We start from the raw sequence: 14706 nt of genomic DNA on the forward strand, positions 1-14706 counted from the left end.
CAAAGTCTCAACATTTTATTGGCAGTTTTTTGTGCACGCTTTCCGCGGGCACTGCCTCAGCCTGTAGTCTTCGGCTTGTGCAATTTCCGCAGGAGTCGGCCCAAAGCACTGCTAATATTTTGGAAAAGTCTTTAGGATAACTAATATTTAAGGTATGTTTACTTCCAATAAAACAATAGGTTATCGACAAAGTATCTGACTTTGTTGGCAGTTTTTTGTGCACGCTTTCCGCGGGAACTGCCTCAGCCTGTAGTCTTCGGCTCTTGCTATTCCCGCAGGAGTTGGCCCAAATCACTGCCAATAATATATGAAAGTTTTAGATGAACTATCACCTTGGTTTTTGTCTACGTTCTATAACAAGAGGAAAGGGAATAACTAAATCGTCATCTTCATTTTATATTGCCAGTAGCTAACTGAACTGTAATGTACCTTAACACATGTTTTTTATACCAGTCATCCTTGTCGCTGTGGGGAGAGGAATCTTATTAATAAAATTCGATTTCTGTTCCATTCCCTAAAAAAATGATAAAATAATATATATTTGTAATTGTGTGAATTAATAATCGATGGGCAACGTTTGCTCATTGTAGCATTTAAAATGAGATGATAGCGTAAGCGCTTGTGTGACATGTATATTATGCGTTATTTGTTTCAACCTCAGCAATTATAATAGTAAAGTTCAAACGATGAGAGGTGAAACTATGCAAATATTTGAGACACTGCTTATTTTTATAGTAGTCGTCATTTTAAGTTCATTTGTACATATATTTTTATCAAAAGTTCCTTTGGCCTTCATTCAAATAATTTTAGGTATGTTGTTATATATTACACCTGTACCTGTAGACTTTAATTTTGATTCAGAACTTTTTATGGTTGCATTAATTGCTCCATTATTATTCGTAGAAGGTGTACAAGTATCTCGCGTACATTTAAGAAGGTATATTAAGCCAGTTTTAATGATGGCATTGGGTTTAGTAGTGACAACAGTTATAGTAGTAGGTCTGTTTGTTCATTGGATATGGCCTGAGTTACCAATGGCAGCAGCGTTTGCTTTAGCAGCCATTTTATGTCCTACCGATGCAGTAGCTGTGCAAGCTATAACGAAAGGGAAAGTATTACCTAAAGGTTCTATGACAATTTTAGAAGGTGAATCACTTTTAAATGATGCAGCTGGTATCATATCTTTTAAAATTGCTGTAGCAGCTCTTATTACTGGAACTTTTTCAGTGGCTAACGCGATAGAACAGTTTTTAATATCATCTATCGGAGGATTTATCGTAGGGCTTATTATCGGTGTGGTTTTAGTACGAGCAAGAGTATCTTTAACACGACGAGGCATTGAAAATGTTAACATGTTTACTTTTATTCAATTATTAACACCGTTTGTCACATATCTTATAGCAGAAATGTTCCATGCTTCAGGTATTATTGCCGCGGTTGTAGCTGGTTTGGTTCATGGCTTTGAAAGAGATCGTATCTCACAAGCACGTACACGTTTGCAAATGAGTTATAACCATACGTGGAATATTATCGGCTATGCATTGAATGGCTTTGTGTTTGCTATTTTAGGTTATTTAATTCCTGAAGTGGTAGGTCGTATTATAGAAAATGAACCGCATAATTTATTATTTTTAATTATTGTTACTGTTTTAATAGCACTAGCGATTTATGTCTTTAGATTTTTATGGGTGTTCGTTTTATACCCTTACTTTTATTTACCAGTGAGTCCTTTCCAAAAAATGATGTCGGATAATGAAAATAATCAAACTAACACAGAAACACCACCAAAAAGAGGGGTCTATGCATTTATAATGTCTCTTTGTGGTGTACATGGGACTATCTCATTAGCTATTGCTTTAACTTTGCCATATATGTTGGCAAATCATCATTCTTTTGCTTTTAGGGATGATTTACTATTTGTTGCATCTGGTATGGTAATTATTAGTTTAGTAATAGCACAATTCTTATTACCATTATTTACAACATCTGCACCGAAACCTAAAGATACAGGGATGAACTATAAGCATGCAAGAATCTTTATTTTAGAAAAGGTAATAGAGTCATTAAATAAAAATTCAACTTTAGAATCTAGTTTTCATTATGGAACGGTAATTAAAGAATACCATGAAAAACTTGCATTTTTACGTACTGTGGAAAATGAAGATGAAAATATCAAAGAATTACAGCGACTGCAAAAAATTGCATTTGAGGTTGAAAACGATACTTTAAATAATTTAGTTGTTAATGGTGATATTACTACTAGTGTGTTGGATAACTATATGCGTTACGCTGAACGAACACAAATTTATAAACAAGCTTCATTAATGCAACGTTTAATAGTTGAAGTGAAAGTTTATATTTTGAAAATACGTATTAAAAAACGTATGAAAACAAACGCAGCTTCTTCGTTATCTATTGCAGATAACTTGTTAGAAATCTCCAATGTTATGCGTACAGTACATTATCGAGTAGTGAGTCGCTTAAGTAAAGAAACTACTGAAGATAATAAATTAGAAGTTGGGATGATTTGTGATGGTTATTTGGCACGACGTGATAATTTAACACCAAGTAACTTTTTCAATCCTAAGAACGAAAATTCGATAACGAAAATTCGTTTAGATGCATTGAAAGAACAACGTCGTATCTTAAATCAATTGATAGAAGAAGAAGATGTTAGTGACACAACAGCGTTAAAAATACGAGAATCAATCAACTATGATGAAATGGTTATTGTAGATAGTTTAACTTAGTGACACTACTCTATAGATAGAGTTGCTTTAGTTTAATGTACGAACTGAAAAGTAAATAAAAATAAACTGGCAGATCACTAAAACAATGAATCATAAATGTTTAGCGGTCTGCCAGTTTTGTAAGCGTAGCAATATGGGCTGTCTGGATAGAAATTTCATTATATTGCTACGTTTACTTTTTTACACAGAGAAAAAGCCATCAATGGAGGAGGATTATGTACCATTGATGGCGTAAGAGTTTGATCTAAGGCTTGAATACCACCATATCGTACGTGGATGTGTAGCATGTATAGGAGAGACACGTACGATATGGGACTATTCACCTAGTTAACAGGTTGAATAGCCTTAGTTATTATCATAATTATTACTTCATACTGCCATGAATTGTGTTGATATTAGCTTCCATCATTTTATAATAGGAATCTCCTTTAGTTCCTTTTTCTCCAATAGAATCGGTAAATACTTCACCATAAATATCTTTTTTAGTTTCTTCACTTAACGTATCCATGCTTTTACGTTCAACACTTGTTTCAACAAGTAAGTGTTTTAGATTGTGTTTTTTAACAAATTCAATGGCTTGTTTCATCTGCTCTGGTGTACCTTGCTTTTCAGTATTTATTTCCCAAATGTATCCTGGTTTTAAATCGTACTGTCTTGCAAAGTATTTAAAAGCACCTTCGCTTGTAATAAATGCACGTGAGTCTTTTGAAATATCATCAAACTTGTTATGACTTTCTTTATTCAATGTTTGTAGCTTGCTAATATAATTTGAACCTTGTTTCTCTACATCTTTATTGTCTTTAACATTTTTAGTTAACGTCTCTTTAATAACTTCGGCATATTTAATACCATTTTCTAAACTTAACCAAGCATGAGGATCTTGGTTCTCCTCTTTTTTACTAGCACCTTCTAAATAAATAGGTTTTACTGTTTTAGAAACAGCTACAACATTTTTATCGTCCATTGATTTATTCGCTTGTTTTAAAGCTTTTTCAAACCACCCGTTACCCGATTCTAAATTTAACCCATTATAAAATACAATATCAGCATCTGTTAATGCTTTAATATCTTTAGGTTTTACTTCATATTCATGAGGGTCTTGGCCTATAGGAACGATACTATGTAAGTCTATATTCTTACCGCCAACATTTTGAGCTATATCATAAATTATTGAATTAGTAGTTACAACTTTTAATTTATCATTTGACTTGTTTTCTGACTGTGCAGATTTGTTGTTATTACTGCAAGCACCAACGACTAGCATTAATATTAAAAGTATGGGTAATAGTTTTTTCATGTTAATTGTCCTTTCTTTATACGTGTGTTAATTTTTAGTGCGCTGAATACAATGATGTAAATAATAAATGCACACAGTACAATGGTTGCGCCACTTGGAATATTATAAATGTAGCTAAAATACATACCAGTGACGGAACAAATAATACTAATAGTACTAGCAATTACCATCATTTGTGGTAAGGTCTTAGCTATTAAAAATGCAGTACTCGCAGGTGTTATCAATAATGCAACGACTAAAATAATACCAACAGTTTGAATACTGGCTATTGTTACCATAGCTAGTAATAACATTACAAAATAGTGAATTAATGTAGTGTTCAAGCCACTCATGCGGCTAAATGTTGAATCAAATGTTGAAATCATTAAAGGTCGATAAAATATAACAATAAGTAAAAGCACTATAGCACTGACGATAATAGTAGACCAAAAAATATTAGTTGTAATGGCAAGAATGTTACCAAATAAAATATGGTGCAAATCTGTTGCACTATTAATCAAACTAATAATGATAATCCCAGTAGATAAAAAGGCTGTAAAACTAATACCTATCGCAGCATCTGGTTTAGTTTTACTGCTTTGCGTAATAAATCCTATAAATAAACTTGCAATCATCCCTGTAACTAAAGCACCGATATACATTGGTATACCGAGTACAAATGATAATGCTACACCAGGTAACACTGCATGACTCATAGCATCCCCCATTAACGAAAGACCGCGTAATACAATAAGACTACCCACCGTGCCACATACAATACCTACTACAATAGAGATAATAAGTGCACGGTTTAAAAATTGATAACTGAATAAATGTTCAATGAAATCTAACATATTTTACTGCACACTCTTTTCATCGGATATTAGTGCAGAAGGTTCTGCATTTAAAAATGTCTGGTTTAATTGTTCAGGTTGCATCGCTATATCACTATCACCAAAAAAGCGAATAGTGCGATTAAGTAAAATGATACGATCGAAATATTGAGTGGCTTTAGATAAGTCGTGATGAACAATTAAGATTAATTTGTTTTCACTTTTTAGATGCTGTAATAAATTGAAAATTAACTGTTCACTATGAAAATCTATGCCTACGAAAGGTTCATCTAACATATAGACCTGATTACTGTGCATTAAAGCACGTGCCACAAGTACACGTTGCAATTGACCTCCGCTTATTTCGGAAATTTGACGATGACGCAAATCATTTAATTCTAATGTTGTTAATAAAGACTCGAGTCGTGATTTTACTTTTTTAGTTACGGGTTTAAACCATCCGATATTACCATATGAGCCTGATAATATAACAGCTTCTACACCGATAGGAAAATCTAAATCGATATGAGCTTTTTGAGGAATATACGTAATTGATTTTAATACTGAGGAGAGCGGTTGTTGATTTAACAATTGTTCTCCAGTTGCTTTGAATTCTCCAATAAGCGATTTAAATAAAGATGACTTTCCTGCACCATTAGGTCCCATAATTCCTATAATTTCACCTTGGATAGGTAATGTTAAATTAATATCTTTGAGCACATGTTTCTTCCCTAAATGCAAATTTAAGTTTTTTATTTCTAACATAATTCACCTTCTAAAAATATTTTTAGGTTGACCTAATTTATTTTATAATATACTACGAACTTTTAGCGTGTCAAGAATTTTCGTGATACAATAAAGACAATGATTGTGAGAGGTGAAAGTATGCTGACAGAAGAGAAAGAGGACTACTTGAAGGCCATTTTAACGCATAAAGGCGATACTACTTTTGTATCAAACAAAAAGTTATCGCAGTATTTAAATATAAAGCCACCATCAGTAAGTGAAATGATAAATAGATTAGAACAAACAGAATTGGTAGCAACAAAACCATATAAAGGTGTGATGTTAACGCAGAAAGGTTTGGCACACACTTTAGATATTATTAAACGACATCGTTTACTTGAATTATTTTTAATTCAAATATTGCATTATGATTGGGAAGAAGTGCATCAGGAAGCGGAAGTATTAGAACACAGAGTCTCACATCTATTTGTAGAGCGGTTAGATAAGTTATTAGATTATCCAACTACATGTCCTCATGGCGGCGTTATACCACGTAATAATCAATATAAGGAACTATATACAACCGATTTATTACAATTTAGTGCTGGAGATTATGTTAATGTTAAAAGAGTAAGGGACAGAACAGAATTATTGGTTTATTTGTCTAGTAAAGCCATCTCAATTGGTGATGAAGTACTTATCGTCGATAAAGATGATACAAATAGAGTAGTAATGATTCAAAAAGGCGAGACGGTTACAATTTTGAGTTATGATAATGCAGCGCATATTTACGTAGAATAATATAAAAAGCGATGGTTTATATTAACCATCGCTTTTTGCATATATATTTAAAATGAAATAACTACAGTGAAAAGTTTATACACAGTATATAAATTAATCGCAATCCACAGTGTACTAAAAAAGAATGTGGGGCAGCGAGTTAATTCGTTTAATGTTGTACCATCCCATTCAACATCACGGTTGAAAAACGTCAGTTTAAAGATTGTCCAGCTTGATTGGAGCACTTCACCGAGCAACATTCCAAGGATGAAGTGGTAACTTATAGAAACGAAATAAAAGATGAGCTCCTGATCATTGCTTTGAAATATACCATAAAGCAATACAATTAACATCAAAAGTATAATAATTGGGAGTAATTTACGAGATGTTAATATGACAAAATAGCAAAATATAAATAAATACGCAGCAATAAAGATGCTGGGATAGTTGGCAGTGACAGCTAAATATCCTAAAAAGAGCATTAAAGGTGGCATGATATAACCACCTAATGTGGTAATGATTTGGCTCAAACGACTACTAGATTGTGTAATAGCATAACCTTGTTGTGATGTTTGGTCACGTTCTGAAGGTTTAGCGACAATAACTAAATCTCTAGCTTTGCCTCCGCTAATTTTATTAAATAAAATATGGCCAAATTCATGTGTTAATACTGGAATATAATTTAAATAAATATCAATTATACGATTAAGTGGCTTGTGCCTATACTGATGAATCACAATGTAAAGCACTGCTAATATTAAAATCCAACTAATATGTAATTGAATGGATGAACTTAAAAATGATTGTATATAGGACATGCAAATACCTCTTTTGTAATGGTGATGAATATGAACTTTAATCTATTATAAACGATATAAACAATTAGCGCATTTGGACTTTTGATGTAGGAAAGAATTAGGGGAATAGCATATTACAGAAAGTATTATCTCATTACTGCGTATTATGATAAAATGACTGTTAATATTGTATGAAATCGACAGTGAGTAGATAGGAGTTAATAGTTAATGGTGAAAAGAGACGAAACAGATAAAGTAGATGTTTTATCTGTACATTTTAATAATGTCACAATGGACGATATGGTAACAAATGTAAAACAATTTTTTGAAGACGGGCAACAAGAGACACTGTTTATTGTGACTGCAAATCCAGAAATCGTAGATTATGCTACAACTAATACATTTTATCGAACATTGATTAACAGCGCTAATTATACCGTTGCAGATGGTACAGGCGTGGTCAAAGCTTCCAAAATTTTAAGAACGCCATTAAAAGCTCGTGTACCAGGTATTGAATTGATGGAATCATGTTTAAAAATAGCGCATTCTAATCATCAACGGGTGTATTTATTAGGAGCCAAAGAAGCAGTAGTAGTAAAAGCGCAAGAACAGTTAAAACAGCAATATCCAAATATAATTTTTGATCATCATCACGGATATATCGATCTACAAGATGCGCACATTGCTCAAGAAATAAAAGACTTTAAGCCAGATTATATTTTTGTGGGGATGGGTTATCCTAAACAAGAAATGTGGATAGAGCAGCATCGACATAACTTTGAACATACAGTGATGATGGGCGTAGGTGGCTCATTAGAAGTATTTAGTGGAGTCAAAAAACGAGCACCTAAATTTATTAGAACCATTAATTTAGAGTGGGTCTATCGCTTAATAATTGATTGGAAACGGTTAGGAAGAATGCAAAGTATTCCTAGATTTTTATGGAAAGTTATGAAACAAATGCGACATAAACATTAAAAACGATTACGATGTCTTGAATTTTGTGGCATCGTAATCGTTTTTAGTTTAACGTTATTTAAATTCAAAACGAGAATTATCTAATTCTGATCTGAATTTTTTTTGATCCGCAGCGGAACGTTTTTTGAAGTCATTTAAAAATTTTTCATATTCAGGCAAGACTTCATCTAATGTACCAAATTGTTTTAATTTACCGCCTTCTATCCATGCAATTTTTGAACAGAAGTCACGTACTTGTTTCATATTATGACTGACAAAGAAAATTGTTTTATTTTGTTCTTTGTACTCATAAATTTTTTCTAGACATTTTTGTGCAAATGTTTGGTCACCAACGGATAAAGCTTCATCGATAACTAAAATATCGGGATTAGTGGTAATGTTTATTGAAAACCCTAATTTGGCACGCATACCACTGGAATATTTTTTAACGGGTTGGTAAATAAATTCACCAAGTTCACTGAACTCAATAATTTGTGGAGTATAATCTTTAATTTGTTTTTTATTAAAGCCCATACACAACATTTTAAATTCAATGTTTTCAATTCCAGTAAGTTGACCATTAAGTCCAGCACTAATGGCGATTACACTGACTTCTCCATTGCGGTTAATGTGACCACGTGTTGGGGAAAGTGATCCGCCAATCATGTTACTAAGGGTAGATTTACCAGAACCATTAATACCTACTAGGCCAATAACATCACCTTCATGTGCAGTTAATGATAAATCATTTAAAGCATAAAATGTTTTGTTTTTGTGAAAAGGTACCAGTAAATCTTTTACTCGTTCTTTATTATTGCGATAAATACGGTATTCTTTTGAGACATGTTCAATGTTTACCGAGACTGTCATAATTTTACCATCCTTATTTCTAATTACTGTTATTATAATATATAGTAAATGAGTTGTTAAATTTATTAACCTATTGTAAAGTAAGTAGGTATGAATTGCGAGAAAACTATAGTCTACAATTGTTAAAGTTTACTGAATTTGTGGAATTAAATCAACTCTTTTAGTAGAAAATAGTGTAAAATGTAGCTGGTATCATCTAGTATATAATAATTGGCAATACTATTTTATGATGATATTAATAGTAATGAGCTAAAATGAAATCATAGTAAGTTTACATCTATTTATTAAATAGGGTATAATTTTTTTGTTATGAAAATATTTGGAGATAACGACAGAATAAAAAACAAAAGTTTAAGATATAAAAGTAAATCGTTTGAAAGCGTGGTTTATTTAAATGAAGGCAGTTTGGACTGTATTTAAAGAACATATAAAAAATATATATTTGATCAAAAGATTAGCAGAATTTCAAATTAGAATCACTAACCATAGTAATTACTTAGGTATGGCGTGGGAATTAATCAACCCAGCAATGCAAATTGCGGTTTATTGGTTTGTTTTTGGTTTAGGTATGCGCAGTAATACCCCTCAAGATGGTGTGCCGTTTATATATTGGTTATTGGTCGGTATTAGTATGTGGTTCTTTGTGAACCAAGGTGTATTAGAAGGAACCAAGGCGATTGCGTCGAAATATAATCAAGTAGCAAAAATGAATTTTCCGTTGTCTATTATTCCTACTTATATTGTGTTTAGTAGATTTTACGGGCATCTCGGTTTATTAGCCATAGTGATGGTTATATGTTATTTTGCAGGGTATCACCCGACAATTTACACCTTACAGTTGTTAATATATGTACCTTTCGCGTTAATCTTAACGGTGGCAATTTCACTCGTAACATCAACTTTAGGTGTACTTATTAGAGATACTCAGATGGCAATGCAAGCGTTAATGCGAATTGTCTTTTTCGTATCATCTATTTTAATCGTGCCACCTAAAGGTATTGTAACTGATGTGATGCAATTAAATCCGATTTACTTTTTAGCTGAAGCATATAGAGCTGCTATTTTACATCATGATTGGTACTTTATTTCTCATTGGGAATTGGCAGTCTATAATGTCATTTTAGTTATTGTTTTACTCGTGGTAGGATCGATTTTACACATGAAGTATCGCGATCATTTTGCAGACTTTATGTAATGCATTATTTATAAAATATATGAAGAACCTGAAACATATTTTACGTTCCAGGTTCTTTTTGTATATTGGTAATAATTAATCGTTAGAAGTGTAGGTTAAGTGAATAGGGTCAAGCTGACAATAAGATAGAACGAAATAATTTAATAATTAAACATTGCTATCGTTGCAATTCTATAAATTTTGGAAAAAGCACGCTATAATTAAATGAAACTAACTGAAGTAAAGGGGAGAAAAAATGAGACAATGGATAAAAAGAATTTACATGATGATGATACATATACTAAATGTAGTATTTAGTTGGAATAAAATATCAACAAAACACATAGTAGTGATGATGACTTTTGAAGCAGATGTCTTACCGATAATTAAAGAATTATCTCAACAAGGATATCGTGTCACAGTAATTGCTAAAGGCATACATCAAGAAACCATTGAACAATTACAAAATTGTACATTTATTCCAGCAGGAAATAAACATATTATTCACCATATAAAAGCATTAAGCACAGCAAAAGTAATAGTGATTGATACTTATTATTTACTATTAGGTGGCTATCGCAAAAAAGCTGGTCAAAAAATTATTCAAACATGGCATGCTGCAGGTGCGCTAAAACATTTTGGGCTAACGGATCATCAAGTGGATCATACTAATAAAATGCAAGTTAAACAATATCGTCGGGTTTATGGAGCTACAGATTTTTATTTAATCGGTGGTCCACCAATGGCAGAATGTTTTAAAGCAGCTTTTGATGTACATCCAACACAGCTTTGTACGACAGGACTACCGAGGTTAGTACCGTATTGTCAATTAGATGTTAAAGAGATGCAAACACAGTTAAAACAGCAGCATGGGATTACGACTAAACTCGCGATTTACGTTCCTACATACAGGGAATACAATCAAAGAAATAGAATAATCGATGTTACACAATTTGAACAAGCATTACCTGGTTATACTTTAATCAATAAACTACATCCAGCAGTAGCAGAGCCAAGTCAGACTCAGATTGATACACAGACATTGATGTTGATGGCAGATTTAATTATTACTGATTATAGCTCATTAGCAATTGAGGCAAGTTTATTAAATAAAACTGCTGTCTTTTACGTTTATGATGAGACATTGTATGAAGCGGAACGTGGGTTAAATAGCTATTATTATGATATACCAAGTCGTTATAAAGCATATGATGAAACATCATTAATTCAATTGATCCAACAACAAGAACAAACGTTAGAACCGTTATTTCAAACGTGGCATCAATACAATACGAAGGATAGCTTAAATCAAGTCATGGAGTTAATTAATAAGGAGGCTTCACAATGAAAATAGCATTTATTATTCCAGTTTATAATGCAGCTAATACGATTCGTCGTGCTATTGCCTCGATTGATACTAAGTATGAGCATGAAATCATTTGTATAAATGATGGTTCGACTGATGAATCATTAGCAGTGTTGCAGGAATTAGCGAAAATGTATAAAGAACTGACAATTATCAATCAAGAAAATGCGGGTGCGGCAGCAAGTCGTAATAGAGGTCTTGCATCTATGTCGAGTGATGTATTTATGTTTTTAGATGCTGATGATGAGTTCTTACCTAGCAGAATTGATTACATGGCTGACTACTATTTGAAAAATGATGATGTAGATATTGTTTTAGGGCAACTAGGACGCGAGCGTCATGGAGAATGGCAAACGATTCCAACTCATACAGAAATTAATAAATTTGATACTGTGAATTTGGCTCAATGTCCAGCTATCTTACAATCTATAGGCCCTGGTGCAAAAATGTTTAGTGCTAAATTTGCGGACTTACGTTTTGATGAAGATGTAGTGTTTTGTGAAGAACATACATTTATGGCACGTGCTTTTAATAAAGCCAGTGATATTCAATTATTACCTAATATTATTTATGGTTATAATAATGTAGAAGGATCAATTACAGAACAGCGTACGCACCGTTTTGAAGATTATTTAGCTAATGCAGCGGTGGTTAGACAACGCGTGATGGATATTTTGTTATTATCGAATTTAAGAGTATATTACAGTTATCGTTTTGACGAGTTGATTGTTAGCTATTTAATTCAATCTTACCTAGCCAATCAAAAGGAAATTACCGAACCATTTATTAATGCAGTGACAATGTATCTGAAAACAATGCAAACAACAGATTACGAAGGGCGCGCATTGTTCAGAATTATTAAAGTAGTAGAGCAAGGTGGTAAAGGTTGGACAAAACCAATATATGAAACATGGAGAGAAACATTACATTATGTTGGTATTGGACGGCCACCTTATTATCGTTTTAAAGTTGAAATTCTACCGAGACGTGCTAAATTTAAAAGCAAAATGACTCTAAAAAAATTTTTGAAAAGGTAAACATTAATTACGTTATAGTATTAAAAATTTTAGTATGATATACTTCTTGAAAATGTGAAAAGTTACTGAGAGGTAGATAATAATGAAAAGAGTTATAACATATGGAACTTATGACTTATTGCATTATGGTCATATTGAATTATTGAGAAGAGCACGTGAAATGGGTGACTATCTTATTGTTGCGTTATCATCGGATGAATTCAACCGTATAAAAAATAAAAAATCTTATTATAACTATGAACAACGTAAAATGATGTTAGAATCAATTCGTTATGTTGATCTTGTAATCCCGGAAGAAGGATGGGGACAAAAAGAAAAAGATGTTGAACGTTATGATATAGATACATTTGTCATGGGTCATGACTGGGAAGGCGAGTTTGATTTTTTAAAGGACAAATGTGAGGTTATTTATCTTAGACGTACGGAAGGTATTTCTACGACTAAAGTTAAAAAAGAATTATATGGTAAAGAAGAACATTAATAAATTATCATACACGATAATATGAATGTGTGTTGATAATGTTTAAAGGGATAAGTTTTAGAAATCACCATGATTTCTAACTTGTCCTTTTTTATTGCGTTATAAGTTTAATTTAACTCAAAAAAACGCATTGAGTTTTGGATTGATAATCCTAGACTCAATGCGTATGTTGAACTATTTTTTATTGTTAGATTTACGACGTATTAAATCAATAAGTAAATAAATAACGATTGCTAATGCGGTAATAATTAAGACGATACCTAATAACGTTAAAATAGGATGATCATCCCAAGTGGATTTAACCATAGTAGTAGTTTCGTGTAATAATGGTTTTTTCACTTTTACAGAAGGTGGACCGTATTTATCGGAAATAAATGAGCGGTCGTATTCAATGTGTAATTTTTTATCTTCGATGACATATTTATAATCTTCTTTTGTAAAGTCTTTTGGCAATACATCATATAAATCATCTTCTAAGTAATAAGTTTTGCCATTAATTTTGTGTTCGCCTTTGCCTAAAATTTTAGTGTATTTATACTGATCGAAAGACATATTCATCATAGCATTACCCATCATGTTACGTTGTTTTTCACCACCGAAGTTATCATAGTTTCCGGCACCCATGATTGTTTGTACAATACGGAATCCATCACGTTTTGTCGTGATAGTATGGTTATAATTTGCTAGGTCACTTGATCCAGTTTTTAAACCATCAGTACCTTCTAAGCTCATGTCGCCACCTTCAAGTGAATGGTTGAAGGTATAGTATGTAACACCATGTTGTGTTGGCGCAGTTTGCTTAGTGAAATATAAAATTTTAGGTGTATCTTGAATTGAACGTTGCGATAAAATTTCGAAATCTCGTGTTGAAGACATTGAATTATCTTCATCAGTGTACTTTTTAGGTGCAAAATCTTCTAGTTGGGCATTGTCAGCACCTGTAGGATTAACAAAGTGCGTATCTTTCATGCCAATTGATTTAGCTTTTTTATTCATTAAGTCAGTGAATTCTGAAGTGTTTTTAGATACTTCATTTGCTAATATTAGTGCTGCCGCATTACTAGAAGCAGAAACTGTTATTTGCAATAATTCTTTAATGGTATATGTTTCGCCAGGGTAAAGTTTAGTATTACTTAATTTTGGTAAAGTAGACATACGATAGTGGTCTTCTGTAATTTTAACTTTATCGTCTAAAGATAAATCTCCCTTTTTCACTGCTTCCAATGTTAAATACATGGTCATAAGTTTAGACATGGATGCAGGGTACCACTTTTTGTCGATATTATAGTCATATAGAATTTGGCCTGTTTGTGCAATGTTTGCTGCACCCTCAGGTTGATATTTATCAGATACGTTATAACCGTATTGATTTGCAATGCTTGTAGGTGTAGCTGTCTCAGCATTAGCAAAAGGTGTTATAATTGAAACAATAAACATAACAGTTACCATAATGGAAATTAACTTTTTCATAAAAACAAACCTTCTTAATATATTCTCTTTTTGATAATAGAAATATTTTAGCATATTGGGTTGAATTAATAAATGAATATATATAAACCGTCACAACAATAATTTTGTGAATTAAAAAAGCAAGCAATAAAGTATAGAGTTACATAAAGTTTTCGTTGCTTGGCGATGTAACCACATAAGTCAAAAATA

The 14706-nt window shown here is 32.3% G+C and carries 13 protein-coding genes; 7 read left to right on the plus strand and 6 right to left on the minus strand.

What is annotated here, in order from left to right:
• The first annotated feature begins 701 nt into the window (after positions 1-701).
• Positions 702-2750, plus strand: a complete 2049-nt coding sequence (locus CD036_RS03940) for a cation:proton antiporter (protein WP_103388032.1) — start codon at positions 702-704, stop codon at positions 2748-2750.
• A 364-nt stretch (positions 2751-3114) separates the two neighbouring features.
• On the opposite strand, the gene mntC is transcribed toward CD036_RS03940, so the two are convergent.
• The 3 genes from mntC to CD036_RS03955 are packed head-to-tail and all read right to left on the minus strand — an operon-like array spanning position 3115 to position 5624.
• On the minus strand, positions 3115-4047 hold the full coding sequence (gene mntC, locus CD036_RS03945; RefSeq protein WP_021459182.1) for a manganese ABC transporter substrate-binding lipoprotein MntC: 933 nt from the start codon (positions 4045-4047) through the stop codon (positions 3115-3117).
• Positions 4044-4880 carry a metal ABC transporter permease gene (locus tag CD036_RS03950; RefSeq protein WP_002508977.1) on the minus strand — a complete coding sequence of 279 codons (837 nt, stop codon included), beginning with the start codon at positions 4878-4880 and terminating at the stop codon, positions 4044-4046. The genes mntC and CD036_RS03950 overlap by 4 nt, the downstream gene beginning before the upstream one ends.
• 3 nt (positions 4881-4883) lie before the next feature.
• Complete coding sequence (locus tag CD036_RS03955; RefSeq protein WP_103388033.1) at positions 4884-5624, minus strand: metal ABC transporter ATP-binding protein; 741 nt, start codon at positions 5622-5624, stop codon at positions 4884-4886.
• 120 nt (positions 5625-5744) lie between these two features.
• Between CD036_RS03955 and CD036_RS03960 the strand changes: the two genes are divergently transcribed.
• Positions 5745-6386, plus strand: coding sequence for a metal-dependent transcriptional regulator (locus CD036_RS03960; protein WP_021459180.1), 642 nt, complete (start codon positions 5745-5747; stop codon positions 6384-6386).
• Positions 6387-6433: 47 nt separating this feature from the next.
• Here the strand turns inward: CD036_RS03960 and CD036_RS03965 are convergent, their stop codons facing one another.
• Positions 6434-7183 carry a M50 family metallopeptidase gene (locus tag CD036_RS03965; RefSeq protein WP_002508974.1) on the minus strand — a complete coding sequence of 250 codons (750 nt, stop codon included), beginning with the start codon at positions 7181-7183 and terminating at the stop codon, positions 6434-6436.
• A gap of 207 nt (positions 7184-7390) precedes the next feature.
• On the opposite strand from CD036_RS03965, the gene tarA reads away from it, so the two are divergent.
• Positions 7391-8140, plus strand: a complete 750-nt coding sequence (gene tarA / locus CD036_RS03970; RefSeq protein WP_002508973.1) for an N-acetylglucosaminyldiphosphoundecaprenol N-acetyl-beta-D-mannosaminyltransferase TarA — start codon at positions 7391-7393, stop codon at positions 8138-8140.
• A gap of 54 nt (positions 8141-8194) precedes the next feature.
• On the opposite strand, the gene tagH is transcribed toward tarA, so the two are convergent.
• A complete protein-coding gene (tagH, locus tag CD036_RS03975; protein WP_103388034.1) occupies positions 8195-8989 on the minus strand; it encodes a teichoic acids export ABC transporter ATP-binding subunit TagH in 795 nt (264 codons plus the stop codon).
• Positions 8990-9383: 394 nt separating this feature from the next.
• On the opposite strand from tagH, the gene CD036_RS03980 reads away from it, so the two are divergent.
• The 4 genes from CD036_RS03980 (at position 9384) to tagD (ending at position 13047) form a co-directional block, all read left to right on the plus strand.
• Positions 9384-10184 (plus strand): ABC transporter permease, encoded by an 801-nt coding sequence (locus CD036_RS03980; RefSeq protein WP_002508971.1) that lies wholly within the window; start codon positions 9384-9386, stop codon positions 10182-10184.
• A gap of 235 nt (positions 10185-10419) precedes the next feature.
• Positions 10420-11511 carry a teichoic acid glycerol-phosphate primase TarB gene (gene tarB / locus CD036_RS03985; RefSeq protein ID WP_103388035.1) on the plus strand — a complete coding sequence of 364 codons (1092 nt, stop codon included), beginning with the start codon at positions 10420-10422 and terminating at the stop codon, positions 11509-11511.
• On the plus strand, positions 11508-12566 hold the full coding sequence (locus CD036_RS03990; RefSeq protein ID WP_103388036.1) for a glycosyltransferase family 2 protein: 1059 nt from the start codon (positions 11508-11510) through the stop codon (positions 12564-12566). The genes tarB and CD036_RS03990 overlap by 4 nt, the downstream gene beginning before the upstream one ends.
• Before the next feature lie 82 nt (positions 12567-12648).
• Positions 12649-13047 carry a glycerol-3-phosphate cytidylyltransferase gene (gene tagD, locus CD036_RS03995; protein WP_002508968.1) on the plus strand — a complete coding sequence of 133 codons (399 nt, stop codon included), beginning with the start codon at positions 12649-12651 and terminating at the stop codon, positions 13045-13047.
• Between the two features lie 174 nt (positions 13048-13221).
• Here the strand turns inward: tagD and pbp4 are convergent, their stop codons facing one another.
• On the minus strand, positions 13222-14517 hold the full coding sequence (pbp4, locus tag CD036_RS04000) for a penicillin-binding protein PBP4 (protein ID WP_103388037.1): 1296 nt from the start codon (positions 14515-14517) through the stop codon (positions 13222-13224).
• Positions 14518-14706: the final 189 nt, after the last annotated feature.

The organism is Staphylococcus arlettae, from assembly GCF_002902345.1.
GTDB classification, from domain to species: Bacteria; Bacillota; Bacilli; order Staphylococcales; family Staphylococcaceae; genus Staphylococcus; species Staphylococcus arlettae.

What these genes read in the sequence shown, in the direction of transcription:
- CD036_RS03940 (WP_103388032.1), top strand. Translation starts at nt 702, where the DNA reads ATGCAAATATTTGAGACACTGCTTATTTTTATAGTAGTCGTCATTTTA.
- mntC (WP_021459182.1), bottom strand. Translation starts at nt 4,047, where the DNA reads ATGAAAAAACTATTACCCATACTTTTAATATTAATGCTAGTCGTTGGT.
- CD036_RS03950 (WP_002508977.1), bottom strand. Translation starts at nt 4,880, where the DNA reads ATGTTAGATTTCATTGAACATTTATTCAGTTATCAATTTTTAAACCGT.
- CD036_RS03955 (WP_103388033.1), bottom strand. Translation starts at nt 5,624, where the DNA reads ATGTTAGAAATAAAAAACTTAAATTTGCATTTAGGGAAGAAACATGTG.
- CD036_RS03960 (WP_021459180.1), top strand. Translation starts at nt 5,745, where the DNA reads ATGCTGACAGAAGAGAAAGAGGACTACTTGAAGGCCATTTTAACGCAT.
- CD036_RS03965 (WP_002508974.1), bottom strand. Translation starts at nt 7,183, where the DNA reads ATGTCCTATATACAATCATTTTTAAGTTCATCCATTCAATTACATATT.
- tarA (WP_002508973.1), top strand. Translation starts at nt 7,391, where the DNA reads ATGGTGAAAAGAGACGAAACAGATAAAGTAGATGTTTTATCTGTACAT.
- tagH (WP_103388034.1), bottom strand. Translation starts at nt 8,989, where the DNA reads ATGACAGTCTCGGTAAACATTGAACATGTCTCAAAAGAATACCGTATT.
- CD036_RS03980 (WP_002508971.1), top strand. Translation starts at nt 9,384, where the DNA reads ATGAAGGCAGTTTGGACTGTATTTAAAGAACATATAAAAAATATATAT.
- tarB (WP_103388035.1), top strand. Translation starts at nt 10,420, where the DNA reads ATGAGACAATGGATAAAAAGAATTTACATGATGATGATACATATACTA.
- CD036_RS03990 (WP_103388036.1), top strand. Translation starts at nt 11,508, where the DNA reads ATGAAAATAGCATTTATTATTCCAGTTTATAATGCAGCTAATACGATT.
- tagD (WP_002508968.1), top strand. Translation starts at nt 12,649, where the DNA reads ATGAAAAGAGTTATAACATATGGAACTTATGACTTATTGCATTATGGT.
- pbp4 (WP_103388037.1), bottom strand. Translation starts at nt 14,517, where the DNA reads ATGAAAAAGTTAATTTCCATTATGGTAACTGTTATGTTTATTGTTTCA.